This window comes from Streptomyces sp. NPDC002838 (assembly GCF_040295365.1).
In the GTDB taxonomy this organism is placed as follows: domain Bacteria; phylum Actinomycetota; class Actinomycetes; order Streptomycetales; family Streptomycetaceae; genus Streptomyces.
In genome coordinates, this window is the sequence record NZ_JBEOVF010000045.1 from 66706 (window position 1) to 84241 (window position 17536).

The 17536-nt window shown below is 71.9% G+C and carries 18 protein-coding genes and 2 pseudogenes; 11 read left to right on the forward strand and 9 right to left on the reverse strand.

Going from position 1 to position 17536, the window contains the following annotated elements:
- Nucleotides 1–77: 77 nt before the first annotated feature.
- Nucleotides 78–707, reverse strand: a complete 630-nt coding sequence (locus tag ABT063_RS39505) for an alpha-ketoglutarate-dependent dioxygenase AlkB (RefSeq protein WP_351065523.1) — start codon at nucleotides 705–707, stop codon at nucleotides 78–80.
- A 127-nt stretch (nucleotides 708–834) separates the two neighbouring features.
- Here ABT063_RS39505 and ABT063_RS39510 point away from each other — a divergent pair, with 127 nt between their 5' ends.
- Together ABT063_RS39510 and ABT063_RS39515 are read left to right on the forward strand one after the other, a co-directional pair.
- Nucleotides 835–1461 (forward strand): TetR/AcrR family transcriptional regulator, encoded by a 627-nt coding sequence (locus ABT063_RS39510; protein ID WP_351065525.1) that lies wholly within the window; start codon nucleotides 835–837, stop codon nucleotides 1459–1461.
- Between the two features lie 17 nt (nucleotides 1462–1478).
- On the forward strand, nucleotides 1479–3152 hold the full coding sequence (locus ABT063_RS39515; RefSeq protein ID WP_351065527.1) for an FAD-binding dehydrogenase: 1674 nt from the start codon (nucleotides 1479–1481) through the stop codon (nucleotides 3150–3152).
- Nucleotides 3153–3174: 22 nt separating this feature from the next.
- Here the strand turns inward: ABT063_RS39515 and ABT063_RS39520 are convergent, their stop codons facing one another.
- The gene (locus ABT063_RS39520; RefSeq protein WP_351065529.1) at nucleotides 3175–3525 is read right to left on the reverse strand and encodes a DUF488 domain-containing protein; all 351 of its coding nucleotides are present in this window, start codon (nucleotides 3523–3525) and stop codon (nucleotides 3175–3177) included.
- A 171-nt stretch (nucleotides 3526–3696) separates the two neighbouring features.
- On the opposite strand from ABT063_RS39520, the gene ABT063_RS39525 reads away from it, so the two are divergent.
- The 4 genes from ABT063_RS39525 (at nucleotide 3697) to ABT063_RS39540 (ending at nucleotide 7514) form a co-directional block, all read left to right on the forward strand.
- Nucleotides 3697–4440 (forward strand): hypothetical protein, encoded by a 744-nt coding sequence (locus ABT063_RS39525; RefSeq protein ID WP_351065530.1) that lies wholly within the window; start codon nucleotides 3697–3699, stop codon nucleotides 4438–4440.
- 38 nt (nucleotides 4441–4478) lie between these two features.
- On the forward strand, nucleotides 4479–5177 hold the full coding sequence (locus ABT063_RS39530) for a response regulator (protein ID WP_351065532.1): 699 nt from the start codon (nucleotides 4479–4481) through the stop codon (nucleotides 5175–5177).
- A complete protein-coding gene (locus ABT063_RS39535) occupies nucleotides 5174–6994 on the forward strand; it encodes a sensor histidine kinase (RefSeq protein WP_351065534.1) in 1821 nt (606 codons plus the stop codon). Before ABT063_RS39530 ends, ABT063_RS39535 begins: the two co-directional genes overlap by 4 nt.
- A gap of 70 nt (nucleotides 6995–7064) precedes the next feature.
- Entirely contained in the window at nucleotides 7065–7514 is a 450-nt protein-coding gene (locus tag ABT063_RS39540) for a DUF6098 family protein (RefSeq protein WP_351065535.1), read from the forward strand.
- Nucleotides 7515–7571: 57 nt separating this feature from the next.
- Here the strand turns inward: ABT063_RS39540 and ABT063_RS39545 are convergent, their stop codons facing one another.
- On the reverse strand, nucleotides 7572–7823 hold the full coding sequence (locus tag ABT063_RS39545) for a WhiB family transcriptional regulator (RefSeq protein WP_351065537.1): 252 nt from the start codon (nucleotides 7821–7823) through the stop codon (nucleotides 7572–7574).
- A gap of 126 nt (nucleotides 7824–7949) precedes the next feature.
- Complete coding sequence (locus ABT063_RS39550) at nucleotides 7950–9170, reverse strand: saccharopine dehydrogenase family protein (RefSeq protein ID WP_351065539.1); 1221 nt, start codon at nucleotides 9168–9170, stop codon at nucleotides 7950–7952.
- A gap of 106 nt (nucleotides 9171–9276) precedes the next feature.
- Between ABT063_RS39550 and ABT063_RS39555 the strand changes: the two genes are divergently transcribed.
- Entirely contained in the window at nucleotides 9277–9984 is a 708-nt protein-coding gene (locus ABT063_RS39555; RefSeq protein ID WP_351065541.1) for a TetR/AcrR family transcriptional regulator, read from the forward strand.
- A gap of 36 nt (nucleotides 9985–10020) precedes the next feature.
- On the opposite strand, the gene ABT063_RS39560 is transcribed toward ABT063_RS39555, so the two are convergent.
- Nucleotides 10021–10917, reverse strand: coding sequence for a LysR family transcriptional regulator ArgP (locus ABT063_RS39560; RefSeq protein WP_351065542.1), 897 nt, complete (start codon nucleotides 10915–10917; stop codon nucleotides 10021–10023).
- Between the two features lie 80 nt (nucleotides 10918–10997).
- Here ABT063_RS39560 and ABT063_RS39565 point away from each other — a divergent pair, with 80 nt between their 5' ends.
- Entirely contained in the window at nucleotides 10998–11612 is a 615-nt protein-coding gene (locus ABT063_RS39565) for a LysE/ArgO family amino acid transporter (protein WP_351065544.1), read from the forward strand.
- Nucleotides 11613–11692: 80 nt separating this feature from the next.
- Nucleotides 11693–12991 (forward strand): MFS transporter, encoded by a 1299-nt coding sequence (locus ABT063_RS39570; protein ID WP_351065546.1) that lies wholly within the window; start codon nucleotides 11693–11695, stop codon nucleotides 12989–12991.
- 17 nt (nucleotides 12992–13008) lie between these two features.
- On the opposite strand, the gene ABT063_RS39575 is transcribed toward ABT063_RS39570, so the two are convergent.
- From ABT063_RS39575 to ABT063_RS39585, 3 genes and pseudogenes are all read right to left on the reverse strand, one after another.
- Nucleotides 13009–13464 carry a cyclic nucleotide-binding domain-containing protein gene (locus tag ABT063_RS39575; RefSeq protein ID WP_351065548.1) on the reverse strand — a complete coding sequence of 152 codons (456 nt, stop codon included), beginning with the start codon at nucleotides 13462–13464 and terminating at the stop codon, nucleotides 13009–13011.
- 329 nt (nucleotides 13465–13793) lie between these two features.
- Nucleotides 13794–15267 (reverse strand): annotated as a pseudogene (locus ABT063_RS39580) (aminotransferase class I/II-fold pyridoxal phosphate-dependent enzyme).
- A 71-nt stretch (nucleotides 15268–15338) separates the two neighbouring features.
- Nucleotides 15339–15560, reverse strand: a complete 222-nt coding sequence (locus tag ABT063_RS39585; RefSeq protein ID WP_095754478.1) for a hypothetical protein — start codon at nucleotides 15558–15560, stop codon at nucleotides 15339–15341.
- Nucleotides 15561–15790: 230 nt separating this feature from the next.
- Between ABT063_RS39585 and ABT063_RS39590 the strand changes: the two genes are divergently transcribed.
- Nucleotides 15791–16246 (forward strand): ATP-binding protein, encoded by a 456-nt coding sequence (locus ABT063_RS39590; protein WP_351065550.1) that lies wholly within the window; start codon nucleotides 15791–15793, stop codon nucleotides 16244–16246.
- Nucleotides 16247–16431: 185 nt separating this feature from the next.
- On the forward strand, nucleotides 16432–17292 hold the full coding sequence (locus tag ABT063_RS39595) for a SigB/SigF/SigG family RNA polymerase sigma factor (protein WP_351065552.1): 861 nt from the start codon (nucleotides 16432–16434) through the stop codon (nucleotides 17290–17292).
- An 89-nt stretch (nucleotides 17293–17381) separates the two neighbouring features.
- On the opposite strand, the pseudogene ABT063_RS52425 reads toward ABT063_RS39595, so the two are convergent.
- Nucleotides 17382–17536: pseudogene (locus ABT063_RS52425) on the reverse strand (ABC transporter permease); the annotation flags it as partial.

Below are 17536 nucleotides of genomic sequence, written 5' to 3' on the forward strand. Positions count from 1 at the left end.
GTCAGGAACGAGGCTGCCTCCGGCACCGTCCGCCGGAGGCAGCCCCTCGCGCGCAGCTGAGCGGCCGCCCGTCCGCCTCAGTGCACGCCGTCCGGGCGGAACTGGATGCTGATCCGCGGTCCGGTGGCACGCGTGGTCTTCGGTACGGAGTGCTCCCAGGTGCGCTGGCAGGAGCCGCCCATCACGATCAGGTCGCCGTGCCCCAGAGGCCGTCGGACCGTGGCGCCGCCGCCGTGCATCGGTCGTAGCAGCAGATCGCGGGGTGTGCCCACGGACAGGATGGCGACCATGGTGTCCTCCCGGGCGCCCCGACCGATCCGGTCCCCGTGCCAGGCCACGCTGTCCCGGCCGTCGCGGTAGTAGCACAACCCGGCCGTGGTGAAGGGCTCGCCGAGCTCCTCCGCGTAGTGGGCGGACAGCGCCTCGCGGGCCTGGGTCAGCACGGGATGCGGCAGTACGTCGTCCGCGCCGTAGAACGCCAGCAGCCGAGGTACGTCGACGACGTGGTCGTACATCGTGCGGCGCTCCGCGCGCCACGGCACGTCGGCGGCCAGTTGTTCGAACAGTGCGTCGGATCCGCTCAGCCATCCGGGCAGTACGTCGATCCAGGCGCCGAGGCCGAGCTCGGTCCGGCGGATCCCGTCGAGGCGGCCGAGTTCCAGCTCGTCGGTCTGGTCGAAGAGGGAGCCCTGGAGGTGCCTGCTCATGCACCCAGCGTACTCTTTATTCGAAAATGTGTTCCCACTCTGTTTTCGGTCGGCCAGGACAGTCGGCCAGGACCTGTCGATACATCGGTGTATCGGATACATTCGCGTATCGAACGGAGGGCGGGGCATGGCGGTGGAGCAGACGACACGGCGCGTGACCAGGCGCCGCGTCCGCACGCGGGCCAACCTCCTGGACGCCGCCTTCGCGGTCTTCGCCGCCAAGGGCTTCGGGCGCGTCTCGATCGAGGAGGTCTGCGAGGCCGCGGGCTACAGCCGGGGCGCCTTCTACTCGAACTTCGACAGCCTGGACGAGCTGTTCTTCGCCCTCTACCGGCAGCGGGCCGACCTGATCGCGGATCAGGTGTCCGGGGCGCTCGCCCTCGACGGGCCGGACCTCGACGTGCCCGCGGCCGTCGACCGCGTCACCGAGGTACTGCTCCTCGACCGGGACTGGCTCCTGGTGAAGACGGACTTCCTGGTGCACGCCGCCCGCGAACCGAGCGTGGCGCAGACCCTGCTGGAGCACCGGGCGCGCCTGCGGCGGGCGATCGCCGAGCGGCTCGCCCGGGCGCGGGGGCACACGGAACTGCCCGCCGTGCTCGGCGACATCGACGGTGCCGCGCACGCCGTGGTCGCCGCCTACGACGGAGTCACCACCCAACTGCTGCTGGACCGGGACGTCGAGCATGCTCGCGCCTGGCTCAAGCAACTGCTCACCGCGCTGCTCACCGACGGCAGCGACACCACCGTATGAGGAAAAGGACGGTCGCCATGGATGCCGACGTCATCGTCGTCGGATCGGGCCTCGCGGGCCTGGTCGCCGCGCACGAACTGACCAGCCGGGGCCGCAGGGTCGCGCTGGTCGACCAGGAGAACGCCGCCAATCTCGGCGGCCAGGCGTTCTGGTCCTTCGGCGGACTGTTCCTCGTCGACTCGCCGGAACAGCGGCGCCTCGGCATCAAGGACTCCTTCGACCTCGCCTGGAACGACTGGCAGGGCAGCGCACGGTTCGACCGCGTGGCCGACGAGGACTCCTGGGCGGTGCGCTGGGCGCGCGCCTACGTCGAGTTCGCGGCGGGGGAGAAACGGTCCTGGCTGGAGGGCCACGGCATCAAGTTCCTGCCCACCGTCGGCTGGGCCGAGCGCGGCGACCTGACGGCCCACGGCCACGGCAACTCCGTGCCCCGCTTCCACATCGCCTGGGGCACCGGCACCGGGGTCGTGGAGCCGTTCGTCGGGTACGCCAAACAGGCGGCCCGTGACGGGCTGCTGACCTTCCACCACCGCCACCAGGTCGACGCACTGGTCATGGAGGAGGGTGCGGCGCGCGGGGTGCGCGGCACCGTCCTGGCCGAGGACCACTCGCCGCGCGGTGTCGCCTCCAACCGCGACCGTGTCGGCGACTTCGAGCTGACCGCCCAGGCCGTCGTCGTGACCACCGGTGGCATCGGCGCCAACCACGAGATCGTCCGCCGCTACTGGCCGGAACGTCTCGGCACCCCGCCCGCCGAGATGGTCACCGGCGTCCCCGCCTACGTCGACGGCAGGATGCTCGACATCAGCGCGGACGCCGGCGTACGCCTGGTCAACCGCGACCGCATGTGGCACTACACCGAGGGCCTGCAGAACTGGGACCCGATCTGGCCCGGCCACGGCATCCGCATCCTGCCCGGACCGTCCTCGATGTGGTTCGACGCGCTCGGCCGCCGCCTGCCCGAGCCGTGCCTGCCCGGCTACGACACCCTCAGCACCCTCGAGTACCTGCGCACCACCGAGGACATCGCCGGATACGACCACTCCTGGTTCATCCTCACCCAGAAGATCATCGAGAAGGAGTTCGCGCTGTCGGGCTCCGAGCAGAACCCCGACATCACGGCCAAGGACCGCGCGGGCTTCTTGAAGGAGCGAATCCTCGGCAAGGGCGCGCCGGGACCGGTCGACGCGTTCCTGCGCAAGGGCGCGGACTTCGTGACCGCCCCGAACCTGGAGCAACTCGTCGAGAAGATGAACGGGTTGACGGAGAAGGCGCTCCTCGACGCGGCCGGAATCCGGCGCCAGATCGAGGCCCGCGACCTCCAGATCGCCAACTCCTACAGCAAGGACGCCCAGGTGCAGGGCATCCGCAACGCCCGCCGCTACATCGGCGACCGCCTCGGCCGGGTCGCCACCCCGCACCGCATCCTCGACCCGGCGGCCGGGCCGCTGATCGGCGTCAAGCTGCACACCCTGACCCGCAAGACCCTCGGCGGCATCCAGACCGACCTCGACTCCCGGGCCCTCGGCACCGACGGACAGCCCCTCGACGGCCTGTACGCGGCCGGCGAGGTCGCCGGCTTCGGCGGCGGAGGCGTCCACGGCTACAACGCGCTGGAGGGCACCTTCCTCGGCGGCTGCCTCTTCTCCGGCCGGGCGGCGGGACGGGCTGCCGCCCAGCAGACCGCCTGACCCCGGCTCTCGGCCCGTCTCCTCACGCCCGCAGGAGACGGGCCAGCACCGCGGCGTGGCTCTCTTCCGGATCCTTGGCCGCGGTCAGCAGCGTCACCGCACCGTTGCCCGCCAACTCGCGGACGTGCTCGAGGAGTTCGGCTGCCTCCGGAGCGGCCAGCTCCGCCTCGTAGCGGCGGCTGAACTCCTCGTGGGATCCCTCGCCCGCGTGGTACCAGCGGCGCAACTCGGTCGACGGCGTGAGAGCCTTGGGCCACTCGTCGACGTGCGCCGCGTCCTTCGACAGACCGCGCGGCCACAGCCGGTCGACGAGGACACGTACGCCGTCGTCGGGATCGGGCGATTCGTAGACGCGGCGGACGCGAACGCTCACGGGGGTACCTTTCTCGGGCGGAGGGCGGTGCCGGGAGCGTACCGCCCTGGTCCGGGGACGACGGGCGACGCAACGCGGCTTGACCTGATCGGGGGCGACGTACAGGGCGGGCAAACCGAACCAATCCCAGAACCTGACGAGTTCCTCACAACTGTCGGTCAAGGTCGATCCATGATCACACGCAGCCCCCGTGCCGCGCTGCTGGCCGCCACCCTGCTGCTCACCGGATGCGGCGGCGTGGCAGCGTCCCCGGACCACGGCGCCCAGGCCACCCCGGCGACGGTCAGCGCACCCACTCCCTCCTCCGATATCACCGTCCAGGTCGTGCCGCGGCAACTGCCCGGCCTGGGGCCCAAGACGTGGGCGAAGGTGCCCTCCCGCTCCCGCCAGGCCGTCGTGGTGACCGGCCGGGGCAGGGACTCGCCGCTGTCCACGGTCGTCCTGTACGAGCGCACCGCGGCCGGCTGGCAGGCCGGCGAGAGCCGGCCCGCGCACAACGCGCTCAAGGGCTGGACCGACCACCACCGGGCCGGTGACCTGCGTTCACCCATCGGCGTCTACACCCTCACCGACGCCGGCGGGCTGCTCCGCGACCCCGGGACCCGGCTGCCGTACGACCGGTCCGTCGGGTTCACCGCGCGCGGTACGGGATTCGAGGGCGAGCCGCTGGCAGGGTCCTTCGACTACGTCATCGCCATCAACTACAACCGCGAACCGGGCACTTCACCGCTGGACTGGACCCGCCCCCTCGGCGCGGGCCGCGGCGGCGGCATCTGGCTGCACGTCGACCACGACGGCCCCACGCAGGGCTGCGTGAGCATCGCCGAGGAGCACATGAAGGAACTGCTGCTGGCCCTCGACCCGGAACGGCACCCCGTCGTCGTCATGGGCGACGCCGAGTCCCTGGCTCGCTGAAGCCGCCGATGCCCCCCGAACCGCTTAGGATCCGCCGCGTGTGCGCACATGTGCTGGTCGCCGAGGACGACGAGATGCAGGCCGAACTGATCCGCCGCTCCCTGCTCGCGGAGGGCCACACGGCCACCGTGGTCCACGACGGCCGGGCCGCCCTCGACGCGGCCCACCGGCTCCGGCCGGACCTCGTCGTACTGGACCTGATGCTTCCGGTGATCGACGGCTTCGGCGTGTGCAGGGTCCTGCGCAGGGACGGCGACATCCCCGTCCTGATGCTCACCGCGCGCACCGCCGAGGACGACGTACTGCTGGGCCTGGAACTCGGCGCCGACGACTACATGACCAAGCCCTACAGCCCGCGCGAGCTGATGGCCCGCATCCGCACGGTCCTGCGGCGCAGCGGGCGCGCGGTCGCCGACCGGCGGGACGATGCCGTCGTCCGTGCCGCAGGGGTCACGGTCGATCCCGTACGGCACGAGGTGCGGTGCGACGGAGAACCCGTGGAGTGCACGCCGGCCGAGTTCGAGATCCTCCTCGCCATGGCCGCCGAACCGGAACGGGTGTTCTCCCGGCGGCAGTTGCTGGAGGTCACCCGCGGCACCGACCGGGCCTCCACCGAACGGGCCGTCGACGTCCACGTCATGAACCTGCGCCGGAAGATCGAGGCCGACCCGCGCCGCCCGGCCCGGCTGCTGACCGTCTTCGGCGTCGGCTACAAGCTCAGCGGCGCCCACGGATGAGCGGCCGCATACCGCTGCGCAAGCGCCTGCTGGTCCGGCTGCTGATCGCCTCGGGGCTCATCGCCGTGTGCTCCGTGGCGGCGACGGCCTGGCTGGCCGTGGAGACCACCACCCGCGCCCTGCGCGAGGAGCAGGGCCAGGTGCTCGCCGAGGACATGGACGTCCTCGCCCGGCTCAGCGCCTACGCCGCCACCCACCCCGACTGGCGGGGGGTGCGGGACACCGTACGGCAGCTGTCCGCGAAGACCGGCCGGCGCATCGCCCTGACCACCACCGACCGCAGGACGATCGCCGACTCCGCACGGCCCGGCACTTCGTTGCCCCCGCGGGCCGCCGCCACCGTCGACCCGCTGGCAACCGACACCTACAGCGAGCGAGGGGCGCAGCGCAGCGGCATCGACCCGCGGGTGGTGGGCCCGTACCGGCTGACGGCGGACGAGCGTGCCGGGCTGACGAAGCTGGCCGAGGCGCGGCGGGGCTGCTTCGCCCGCTACGGCATCGAGACCACCGTCGTGCGCACACCCAGCGGTCGCCCGGTGCTCAAGGAGGAGGACGGCACGCTCGCGGGCGGCTACGTGCCCGAGGAGTGCGCCGACGGGCAGCTCAACACCCCGACCCCGACCGAGCAGAAGGCGCTGGCCGCGCTGACGGAGCGGGCCGGCGGCTGTCTGGACCGGCAAGGGCTGGACTTCAGGTCGCCATTGTTCGTCATGGTCGACGTCACCGACCAGAGCCTGAGCACCCGGTACGTCATGGGCAAGTTCCTCAAGCAGCCGGACGCCGAGGTCGGCCGACGGGCCCAGGCCTGCCTCGACGACGCCCGGCGCGCGCAGCTCGACCCTTATGTGGCACCGGTGGCCCAGCTGTTCCTGGGTGGCGGGGACACCGCCGCCGTGCGGTTCGACATGTCTCCGGCCAACAAGGCCAAGGTCGTCGGCGCCGCCGGGCTCGTGCTCGCCGTCACCGTCGCCGTGACCGCCGTGATCGCGACCCGGCTGGTACGGCCCCTGCGCGCGCTGACCGCGGCGGCCCAGCAGCCGCCGGAGCGGCATGTGCGCGTGCCCGTGACCACCCGGGACGAGACCGGCATCCTGGCCGCGGCATTCAACGAACTGACCGAGCGCCGCGAACGCCTGGAGGCCCAGCGCAAGGCGATGGTCAGCGACATCGCCCACGAACTGCGCAGCCCGCTCACCAACATCCGCGGCTGGCTGGAGGTCACCCGCGACGGAGTCGTCGACCCGGACCCCGCCCTGCTCGCCTCGCTGCACGACGAGGCCCTGGTCCTCCAGTGCGTCATCGACGACCTGCGCGACCTCGCCGACGCCGACGCCGGCACCCTGCGCCTGCACCGCGAACCCGTCCGCTGCGACGAACTCCTCGACCAGGTCGCCGCCGCCCACCGCGTCGCCGCCGACACGGCCCAGGTCGCCCTGCGCACCGCGGTGGAGGGCAAGCCCTGGCTGGACGCCGATCCGGTCCGGCTGCGGCAGGCGCTGGGCAACCTGGTCTCCAACGCGCTGCGCCACACGCCCGCCGGAGGCGCCGTCACACTCGCCGCGCGCCACGACGGCGACGACGTCGTCCTGGAGGTCGCCGACACCGGCGCCGGGATCGCGCCCGAGGACCTGCCGCACGTCTTCGACCGCTTCTGGCGCGCGGAGAAGTCCCGCAGCCGCCGCACCGGCGGCAGCGGCCTGGGCCTGCCCATCGTCCGGCACCTGATCGCCGCGCACGACGGTACGGCCCACGCGACGAGCGAGCCCGGTACCGGGAGCGTCTTCACGCTGCGACTGCCCGGGGCTCCGGCACGGTAGCGGTCCGTCCGATTCCGGTCGCTTCGTGCGGGTACCCCGTCTCGCGCGAGGCGAAGAGGGAGGCCACGACATGAGCGCATCGGACGACCTCCCGGTCGTGGGCACACTCGCCGAACTGACCGGCCTGGTCGAACGGCACCAGGGCCTGTACGTCCGCTGGTCGCGCGGCCCCGGCGCCGACCTCGCCGAGGTGTCCAGCACCGACGACCTCACGGGCGCCCCCATGCCGGGACTGTCCGCCAACCCGCTCGACGTCGAGGAGTGGTGGCAGGACCGGCCCGTGCAGGTGTGGGTGGCCCGCCGCCTGTACGACTACTCCCATCTGCCGCACGAGAAGGGGGCCGATGTCCGCCCCTGGGTCCTCAAGGGCCGGGAGACGGGCCGCGGACCGGACAACGAGCCGTTGGTCGCGGACGTCCGCCCCCTGTGCTGGATCGACCCCCGGATGATCGACGAGGCACGGTCGGAAGTGGACCGGCAGGAGAATTCCTGGGGCCCGCTGCGCCGCACCGGCCGCTGAAGCGGCCCCGGCACGGGTGACAAGCGGCCCGGCGTCACGCGACGCCGGGCCCTCGCCTCACCCCGAGCTGCGCCGGGCGCCCGCGCGCCGCTTCAGCGCACGGCGTTCGTCCTCACTCGTGCCGCCCCACACGCCCAGTGTCTGCCCGGTGTCGAGCGCCCACTGCAGGCACTCCTCCCGGACGGGACAGCGCCGGCACACGGCCTTCGCCCGCTGCGTCTGCACCAGCGCCGGTCCGGTGGTGCCGATCGGGAAGAAGAGATCGGGGTCCTCGTGGCGGCACGCGGCGTGGTCTCGCCAGTTGTCCATGAAAAGTCACCTGCGATCGAAGTCGTACGTGCCCTCGGGGATGCCTTACTCGCTTCCGGGTCACCTGTCGATGCCTGAGTGAAACCGCCGCGTTCCGGGGCCGGGTGGGTATCGGCCAGGACGCGGTCACTGCTCGCGGATGCCCCAGGGGGAGCCGTAGGCGGTCAGCCGGTCCAGGAAGGGGCCGGCCGGGAAGGCCTCCGGGCCGAGGACGCCCGCGCCGGACCAGGCACCCGTGGCGAGGAGCTCCAGGGCGACGACGGGGTTGACGGCGGTCTGCCACACCACCGCCTGGCAGCCGTACTCCGCCATGGACCACTGGTTGTCGACCACGTGGTACAGGTACACCTCGCGCGGCGCACCGTCCTTGACGCCCCGCACCCATGTGCCCGCACAGGTCTTGCCGTGCATCCGCTCGCCCAGCGTCGCCGGATCGGGAAGGCAGGCGGCGACGAGGTCCCGGGGCGAGACCGCGACCGGGCCGGCGGGGCTCGGCACGGTCACCGGGTCGGTGCGGTCCAGGCCCAGCAGGTGCAGCGTCTTGAGGGTCTCGATGAACTCGCGGCCCAGGCCGTACTTGAACGTGACGCGGCGCGCCTCGACCCGGCGCGGCACGAGCAGCACCTCCTCGTGCTCCACGTTCACGCACTCGACCGGGCCGATGCCCTCCGGGAAGTCGAACACCTCGGGCTCGCTGAACGGCTCGGTGGTGAACCAGCCCCGGTCGGACTCGTAGACGACCGGCGGGTTCAGGCACTCCTCGATCGTGGTCCAGATGCTGAAGGACGGCGCGAAGCCATACCCGTGGACGGTGAGGTTCGCGCCGTCGCGGACGCCGATCTCCTCGATCTCGTCGAAGAGTTCGTCGGCCGCGTACCGGGCGAAGACGTCCGACAGCCCCGGCTCCACGCCCATCCCGACGAGGGCCAGCGCGCCCGCCTTCGCCCAGTCGTCCGCCTGTGCGAACTGCTCGTCGCCCAGCTTGACCCCGCACTCCTGGTACGGGCGCTCGGCGTGCGGCCGGGACAGCGACATCGCCATGTCGAGGTAGGTGGCAGCGGCCGCGCGTGCCGTACGGAACAGGGGCATCACGAACCGCGGGTCGGTGGCGTTGAGGAGGACGTCGCAGCCGTACCGCTCCAGCAGCGCCGCCACGGCCGCCTCGTCGCCGGCGTCCACACGCTCGGCCGCGAAACGGGACCCGGCGTCGCCGAGGGCCGCGACGGCCGCCTCGGCCCGCGCCGGGTCGTGGTCGGCCACGACCATCCGGTCGAAGAACGGCCGCCGGGCCGCGATCCGGGTGATGGCCGTGCCCACACCACCGGCGCCCACGAGCAGTACACGCATGACTGGAACTCCCTCGGCTGAAGGTCTACGACGTGATGGGGCCCCGCCGGAGATACAACGCCGCCGGTTCACATAAGGTCAATGGCGTTGGCATAAGGAGCGATGAATGCCCAAACCCGTGGTTCCCGAGGAGAAGCGGCGTCGGCGCAGGCCCACCAAGAGCGGCACCGTGCTCTCCGAGCGGCTGATCGTCGACACGGCGCTGCGCATGCTGCGCGAACACGGCAGCGCCGGCCTCACCGCCCGCCGTCTCGGCCTCGCCCTGGGCGCCGACCCGTCCACGCTCTACCGGTACTTCCGCGGTATGGACGACCTGACCCTCGCCATCGGCGACGCGCTCATCGGCCAGGCTCTCGAAGGCTGGCGGCCGACGGGGGAGTGGCGGGCGGACCTGCGGGCCGTCGGGCTGCGCATCCACGCCGCGTACATCGCCCACCCGCAGGCCGCCCTGCTGACCACGAACCGGGTCACCGGCCGGGCGAACGAACTGGCCGCCGACGAGGCGGTCCTGGACGTCCTGCGCACGGCCGGGTTCCCGCCGGCGGACACCGTGCGCGTCTACCACGCCTTCATCGACCAGACCCTGGCCTTCGCCGCGCTCGACGCCGCCTCGCTCGCCCTGCCCAACGCCGCACAGCGCGCCGACGAGGACATGTGGCGCTCGACGTACGCCCGCCTGCCCCGCACCACCCATCCCCGCATCGCCGAGGCGGCACCTCTGTTGGCCACCCGCATGGTGACCAGCGCCTATCCCACGGCGCTGGAGATGCTCCTGGACAGTGCGGCGGCTCGGCTGGAAGCGGTCAACGGTTGACGCGACGCTTCGAGTCCGACCGGAGGCCGTCAACGGTCAGCGCAAGGCCTCGGAGGCCGCCGTCATCACCGCCTCGGCCACCGCGGCCAGCGCGGGGGAGTCCAGCTTCCACTGCTGCCAGTACAGCGGGACGTCGACCGTGCGGTCCGGTGCCAGGGGAACGAGGCGGCCCTCGCGCAGCAGCCCGTCCGCCTGCACCTCCGGCACCAGGCCCCAGCCCAGACCCGCCGTGACGGCCTCGACGAAGCCCTCCGAGGTGGGGACGAAGTGCCGTACAGCGCTCGCCGCGCCCCGACCCCTGCCAAGCCGGCGCACGAAGGCGTCCTGGAGGTCGTCGCTCCGGTCGAAGACCAGCACCGGCGCGTTGGCGAGCGCGTCCCGCAGCGGTTCGCCGAGATACCTCTCGGCGAACGCCGGGCTCGCCGCCGCGACGTAGCACATCCGGCCCAGGGCGCGCACGGAACAGCCCGCCACGGGATCCGGCGACGAGGTCACCGCGGCCATCACCAGGCCCTCCCGCAGCAGCGCGGCCGTGCGGGTCTCGTCCTCGCGACGCAGCTCGAAACAGAGCCGGGGTTCCTCGGGAACGCGCGTGAGCGCCTCCAGGAACCAGGTCGACAGGGAATCCGCGTTCACCGCGATCGAGACCCGGGTCGGCTCCCCGTCGCCGCTCATGCCGAGCTCGACGCTCGCGTCCCGCTCCAGCCGGGCCAACTGGCGGGCGAACCGCACGACGACCTCGCCGGACTCGGTCGGCCGCACCGGCTTCGTACGCACCAGCAACACGCGTCCCGTGCGCTGCTCCAGGGCCTTCACCCGCTGACTGACCGCGGACGGCGTGACATGCAGGGCGGCGGCCGCCGCGTCGAACGTGCCCTCGTCCACCACCGCGAGCAGCGTCCGCACCTGGTCGAGCGGGAGTTCCGTCATCATCACGTCAGCATCACAGCAGCTAATGCTACGTAAGAATCTTTAGCTGTACTCCCTGTGATCGTTTCCCTAGCGTCGACGTCATGTCCGCCTCCCTGACCGCCGCTGCCGCCGGATTCGGCACCGGCCTCTCGCTCATCGCCGCCATCGGCGCCCAGAACGCCTTCGTCCTGCGCCAGGGCGTCCGCCGCCACGCGGTCCTCGCCGTCGTCGGCATCTGCGCCCTGTCCGACGCCCTGCTCATCACCCTCGGCGTCGCCGGTGTCGGCGCCGTGGTGGTCGCGTGGCCGGGCGCGCTGACCGCGATCGGCTGGATCGGCGGCGCGTTCCTGGTCGGCTACGGCGCTCTCGCCGCCCGCCGGGTGATCAGACCGGGCGGCGCCCTGCGCGCCGACGGCGAGGCGGAGGGCTCACGCCGGCGAGCCGTGCTCACCTGTCTGGCGATGACGTGGCTCAATCCGCACGTCTACCTCGACACCGTGTTCCTGCTCGGCACCGTCGCCGCCGACCGCGGCCCGCTGCGCTGGACGTTCGGCCTCGGCGCCGCCCTGGCCAGCCTGTGCTGGTTCGCCGCGCTGGGCTTCGGCGCCCGGCTGCTGGGCCGCTTCCTGGCCAGACCGGCCGCCTGGCGGGTCCTGGACGGACTGGTCGCCGCGATGATGATCGCCCTCGGGAGCATGCTGATCGCCGGAACGTGAGGATGCGGATCCGGAACGCCCGGCCGGTGCTGCGATAGTGATCCCTGGTCCGAAAGATGTAACGAGCAACCAGGAAGCCCGTGGACACGAGCGAGAGCGGCACCGAACCACAGTCGGCTGCGGCGGACGAGGCGAAGCAGGACCGGAGCGGATGGCGCCGTTGGGCCATGGACACCCGTCCCCTGCGCATCCCGGCCTACCGCCGACTGTGGTCCTCCACGATCGTCACGGCCGTCGGCAGCCAGCTCACCGCCGTCGCTGTGCCCAAGCAGATCTACGACATCACCGGCTCCTCGGCCTGGGTCGGCGCCGCGAGCCTCGCCGGCCTGCTGCCGCTGATCGTGTTCGCGCTGTGGGGCGGGGCGATCGCCGACAGCATGGACCGCCGCAAGCTGCTGCTGATCACCAACAGCGGCATCGCCGTCACCTCCGTCCTGTTCTGGCTCCAGGCCGTGGCGGGGCTCGACTCGGTCGCGGTGCTGATGGTCCTGCTCGCCGTGCAGCAGGCGTTCTGGGGGCTGAACGCCCCGGCCCGCAACGCCTCCATCGCCCGCCTGGTCCCCAAGGAGCAACTGGCCGCCGCGAGCGCCCTCGGCTCGACCGTCATGCAGACCGGCCAGGTGGTCGGGCCGCTGCTGGCCGGCGCCCTCATCCCCGTCATCGGACTGCCCGAGCTGTACCTCATCGACGCCCTCGCGCTGTGCGTCACCGTATGGGCGGTCTACAGGCTGCCCTCGCTGCCGCCCCTCGCGACCACGGGGAAGCGGCGGGCCGGCGTGCGGGAGATCGCAGCCGGTTTCCGCTACATCGCCGCGCACAAGGTGTTGCTGCTGTCCTTCCTCGCGGACATCATCGCCATGGTCTTCGGCATGCCCCGTGCCCTGTTCCCGCAACTGGCGTCCCAGACCTACGCCCCCTACGGCGAAGGGCTCGCGCTCGGCCTGCTGTTCGCGGCGATTCCCATCGGCGCGGTGGTCGGCGGGCTGCTGTCCGGCACGTTCTCCCGGGCCCGCCGGCACGGCTGGATGGTCATCGGCGCGGTGGTCGCCTGGGGCGCGGCCATCACCGGCTTCGGACTGAGCGGCAGCCTGTGGCTCGCGGTCGTGTTCCTGGCCGCGGCCGGGATCGCCGACATGGTCTCGATGGTCTTCCGCGGGGCGATCCTGCTGTCCGCCGCCACCGACGAGATGCGTGGCCGCATGCAGGGCGTCTTCACCGTCGTCGTCGCGGGCGGCCCCCGCCTCGCCGACGTCCTGCACGGCACCGCCGGCTCGGCCTTCGGTGCCCGTACGGCGGTCGCGGGCGGCGGGCTCCTGGTCGTGGCCGTCATGCTGAGCCTGGCCTTCGCGGTGCCGGCGCTGCGCCGCTACCGCGTCTGAGACCGCCGCCCGGTGCGCTACAGGGCGCCCCGCCGGTGCATCGTGTACTGCTCCATGAGCTTGCCCCGCGTGGTCTCCAGCCGGTGCGCGAGGATCTCCGCCACGCTGCGGACCAGGATCACCCCGAGCTGCGGATCCTCCTCGCACAGCCGCAGCACAGAGGCCGCGTCGAACTCATAGGCGCGCACCGGGCTGAAGGCCTCCGCGCCGAAGTCCCACTGGTACGGCGGGAACAGCCACGACCAGCCGAGCAGATCCCCCGAGCCGAGGCTGGCGACGGTCACCCGCTGGTGGGACGTCACCTGCTGGGTCAGGGAGACCGCTCCCGAGCGGATCACCCAGAAGCGGTCGGCCGTCCCTCCCGCCTCGAAGATGCGGGCGTCCTCGGGGAAGGAGACCTCTCGGGCGAGGTTCATCAGGCTCCGGCGCTGAGGCGGCGGAAGGGCGGTCAGCAGCTTGATCGCTTTGGTCATGACACGGGGCTCCTCGCCGGCGACGGGTTCCGGTGTTATCCCTGTGCCCATTTCAGCGGCTGACGGAGCCCCGGGCACCTCGGCGAACTGACGAATTCTCCGCAGAGCGTCGGCCGGCATGCCGGCCGACGCCGCCGAGGGCATGAAAAAGCCCTGGCTGGACGGGGGAGACCAGCCAGGGCCGTTAGCGGTGGCGTGCGGGGGACGGATGCGGTCGACCCCGTGGCCACGTATGAATGAACCGTAAACCATCTATGGGGGATGTGCGTAGCCAGATCCGGGTCACGTGACCCGTTTCACTCTGTGGTCACTTGATCGTCACCCGGTGGTCACTCGGTGTCCCGGGGGACCACCCTGATCGTCTCCAGCGCGGGGTCGCTGGCATCGGGGAGGTTCATCCCGGCGGCCAGGCCGGTGCGCAGGTACCGCAGCACCGGCTCCGTCAGCCGCTCACCGGGGAGGACGGCCGGGATTCCGGGCGGATACGGCGTGATCATCGCTGCGACCCGCCCGGCGGCCTCGGACACCGGCACGTTCTCGGCCGGTCCGAAGAACGCGTCCCGGGGCAGGCGGGCCTGGGGCATCCGTAACTCGGACGGCAACGGCACCTCCACCCGCGGCGCCGGGCGCAGCTCCGGCGCCGCCCGGGCCAGGCCCTTGAGCGCGGCGAGCAGTTCCGCGGCCGTCTCGTGGTCGTCGGCGTGGGTGATCTGCGCGCCGATGCGGCGATGGTCGGTCAGATGGCAGTCGATGCGCCTGTGCTCCCGCAGCCAGTCAGCCGCCTGGTACCCCGTGATGCCGAGTGCCTCGATGTCGATGACGCCCGGCAGCGGGTCCAGGTCGTCGGCCAGTCCCGGGCCGCAGTAGTCGTCCCGGTCGTTGACGTGCATCCCGTCGGTCTTCTCGACGGCCGCCCGGACCTCGGCGGCGAGATCCAGCGCGGCGCCCATGAGCTTCTTGCCGTGCAGGGCCATCTGCCGGCGCCAGCCGTCCAGCCCGGCGTACAGCAGCACCGACGGGCTGGTGGTGCCCAGCAGATCGGCGCACATCCCCAGCAGCGCCGGCGTGACCAGATCACCCTGAAGATGGAAGACCGAACCCTGCTCCAGGCCGCTGCCCATCTTGTGGATGCTGGTCACGCAGATGTCGGCGCCGGCGTCCATCGCCCAGGACGGCAGGTCGGGGTGGAAGGGCAGATGGGCGCCCCAGGCCTCGTCCACGACCAGCGGGACCGAGCGGCGGTGACACACCTCGGCCACCGCCCGCAGGTCCGCGCAGGCGCCGTACGGCGTGGGGCTGGTGATCAGGGCGCCCTTCGCGTCGGGGTGGGCGTCGAAGGCCTGCTCGAACTCCGCGGCGGACGGTGGATGCGCGAGCCGCCGCTCGGCGTCCCATCGCGGCTCGATCCAGACGGGCTCGATGCCGGACAGGATCAGCCCCGACACGACGGATTTGTGGGCGTCCCGTCCGATCAGCAGCTTCTCGTGCGGGCTCGCCACGGCCAGCATCGCCGCCTTGACGGACAGGGAACTGCCCACGTGCTGAAGAAGGTGTGCTCGGCGTGCACGGCTCAGCCATCAGTTCCTGGGCGCGCTGCAGCACCCGGCCCCGGGTCAGCCGGTCGTCCAGGCCGCCCGACGCGAGCACATCACCGAGGAAGACCGCGTCGCCGAGCACCTCGCGCACCGCGGGGTCGGCACCGCGGGCCTGCTTGTGGCCCGGCGGCGTGAACGACAGCCGCCCCCGGCGGTGGTAGTCGGCCAGGGCTTCCAGAACCGGTGCTCGGGTGTGATCGGCAGCCATTGAGCTCGGGTCCCCGGCCCCGACGGCGCCAATCAGGCAGCCGCCGAGGGCGGTACGTCATGCGTCACCAGTCATGCCTCGTCGTCGTGCTTGCCCGGGGTCAGGATCTCGTCCAGCACCCTCAGCACACTCTCGTAGGCCAGGCTCCGTACGGCCGCGTCACGCGCCCCGTCCGGGTCGGCCTGCCGCAGGTTGTCGCGGCGTGTCCGCCAGGCCCGCTCCTCCTCTTCCGCGCAGGCCCGGGCGCGCTGGATGCGTCGCAGCAGTTCGTCTGAGTCCACCACATCGGTCATGGAAACCGCGTACCCGCTCGACGCGCAGGGATGGCCCGACTCCCGTCCGGGTTGTGAGGTTTGGCACGCCAGGGAGAGGTCAGCCGAAGAGTAGACACCTGCGGAAGCCCGCGCAGCGGGGGCACGACCGCTGCGGCGGCGGACGCTCTGCCAGCGAGCGCCCTCGCCCGGACATGGCCCGCAGATGCGCCGGCTCCGGCTTCTGTTTTCAGCGATCAGGGAGTTCAGGGATGTGCGAGGAGCACAGGACCGAATCCGCCCTCGAACCGACCGCCGCGCACCGGTGCGGGCAGCCACGACCGTGCAAACCGGCCGAGGCGCGCAGGGTCGTGGAGCGGGCCGTGACGGAACGCTGCCGTGCCACCCACACCCCGTGTGACGCCGAGGCGCTCTCCGACGCCCTGCTCGTCGCCTCGGAACTCACCACCAACGCGATCCTGCACGGCGGTGGCATCACGGACTTTCAGGTCGACGTCGTGGGGCGCGGGGTACGCGTGTCGGTGAGCGACCGCAGCGACGAACTGCCGGTGAGTATCGCGCCGGTCGACGAGCGCGGGCGGCGCCGGGTCGGCGGCCGTGGCTGGCCCATCGTCTGCCGACTGGCGCACGACGTACGCGTGACCGGCCTGCCCGCGGGCGGGAAGTGCATCACCGCCGTGGTGCCCCTGTCCGTGCGCGTGTCCTGAAAACTCGATCCGCACATTTGGGAACCGGAGTTTGTACCAACGGGGGCAGGGCAGACGCAGTTTCGTGCTTCGGACCGGAGGCGCGCCAGCGGGAGCTGTGTGGCTGCTCCGGGGCCCTCCGGGTGATCCGGGCAGCGCCCTCCCGCGGTAAGTCCCTGAAACCCACCGTTCAGGAGCGATTCCGCATGCTCATTGATATGTCGACAAGCCGTCCCGGCACGCCCACCCAGCCGAACGTTGCCACCCGGCGTAAGCACGACGACGCACCCGACACCAGCGCCCTCTTCACCCGTCTGGCCGCACTGGAGGACGGCCCCGAACGCGACGCCGTCCGTGACGAACTCGTCGCGGCCTGGCTGCCCATGGCCCACCGGATCGCCGGCCGGTTCCGCGACCGCGGCGAGTCGCTCGAGGATCTGCGGCAGGTGGCGGCACTGGGACTGGTCAAGGCGATCGACCGGTTCGAGCCGGAGCGGGGGGCCTTCGAGAGCTACGCCGTGCCCACCATCACCGGAGAGGTCAAGCGGCACTTCCGGGACCGGATGTGGGCGCTGAGGGTGCCCCGCCGGGTGCAGGAGCTGCGCAACAAGGTACGGCTGGCGCGACGGGAGTTGACCCAGAACCCCGGTAATTCCGAGCCCACGGCCGCCGACATCGCCGCCCACACCGGGCTGACCGAGGACGAGGTCGCCGCCGGCATGGAGGCCCTCGAGAGCTTCAGCACACTGTCGCTGGACGCCGAGCTGTCGGCCGGCGACGAAGGCTACAGCCTCGTGGACACCCTGGGTTCCTCGGACGCCTCCTACGACGTCGTCGTCGACCGGGAGTCCGCCAAGGAAGGCCTGCGCCGACTGCCCGAGCGCGAACGCGCCATCCTCTACATGCGCTTCTTCGAGGACATGACCCAAAGCCGCATCGCCGACCACCTCGGTATCTCCCAGATGCACGTCTCCCGCCTCATCAGCCGCAGCTGCGCCCGTGTGCGCGACGAGGCACTGGGGCAGCGGTCGGGCGGCGGCACCAACCGCGGACAGACGGCGGCCTGAGCGACGGCACACCCCGTGGCCACCCGTGAACTGTGACGGCCCGGCTGCCGGTCGCGAGACGGCCGAACCCGGCGGAGCGCCGTCGCAGCGTGTGCCTCCCCCCAGGCATCCGGATTGCAGGAGGTCGACATGAACACGGGTGCCATGGCGCGGCACAGGTAGGCGATGACGGAGGTGGCGATCGCGTTGAGCATGATCGTCGCGACGACCTCGCTGACCCCGCGGGTGACCTTGAGGACACCGG

Coding starts and splice junctions, on each gene's coding strand:
- ABT063_RS39505 (WP_351065523.1), bottom strand. CDS start 707: ATGAGCAGGCACCTCCAGGGCTCCCTCTTCGACCAGACCGACGAGCTG.
- ABT063_RS39510 (WP_351065525.1), top strand. CDS start 835: ATGGCGGTGGAGCAGACGACACGGCGCGTGACCAGGCGCCGCGTCCGC.
- ABT063_RS39515 (WP_351065527.1), top strand. CDS start 1,479: ATGGATGCCGACGTCATCGTCGTCGGATCGGGCCTCGCGGGCCTGGTC.
- ABT063_RS39525 (WP_351065530.1), top strand. CDS start 3,697: ATGATCACACGCAGCCCCCGTGCCGCGCTGCTGGCCGCCACCCTGCTG.
- ABT063_RS39535 (WP_351065534.1), top strand. CDS start 5,174: ATGAGCGGCCGCATACCGCTGCGCAAGCGCCTGCTGGTCCGGCTGCTG.
- ABT063_RS39540 (WP_351065535.1), top strand. CDS start 7,065: ATGAGCGCATCGGACGACCTCCCGGTCGTGGGCACACTCGCCGAACTG.
- ABT063_RS39545 (WP_351065537.1), bottom strand. CDS start 7,823: ATGGACAACTGGCGAGACCACGCCGCGTGCCGCCACGAGGACCCCGAT.
- ABT063_RS39550 (WP_351065539.1), bottom strand. CDS start 9,170: ATGCGTGTACTGCTCGTGGGCGCCGGTGGTGTGGGCACGGCCATCACC.
- ABT063_RS39555 (WP_351065541.1), top strand. CDS start 9,277: ATGCCCAAACCCGTGGTTCCCGAGGAGAAGCGGCGTCGGCGCAGGCCC.
- ABT063_RS39560 (WP_351065542.1), bottom strand. CDS start 10,917: ATGATGACGGAACTCCCGCTCGACCAGGTGCGGACGCTGCTCGCGGTG.
- ABT063_RS39565 (WP_351065544.1), top strand. CDS start 10,998: ATGTCCGCCTCCCTGACCGCCGCTGCCGCCGGATTCGGCACCGGCCTC.
- ABT063_RS39575 (WP_351065548.1), bottom strand. CDS start 13,464: ATGACCAAAGCGATCAAGCTGCTGACCGCCCTTCCGCCGCCTCAGCGC.
- ABT063_RS39585 (WP_095754478.1), bottom strand. CDS start 15,560: ATGACCGATGTGGTGGACTCAGACGAACTGCTGCGACGCATCCAGCGC.
- ABT063_RS39590 (WP_351065550.1), top strand. CDS start 15,791: ATGTGCGAGGAGCACAGGACCGAATCCGCCCTCGAACCGACCGCCGCG.
- ABT063_RS39595 (WP_351065552.1), top strand. CDS start 16,432: ATGCTCATTGATATGTCGACAAGCCGTCCCGGCACGCCCACCCAGCCG.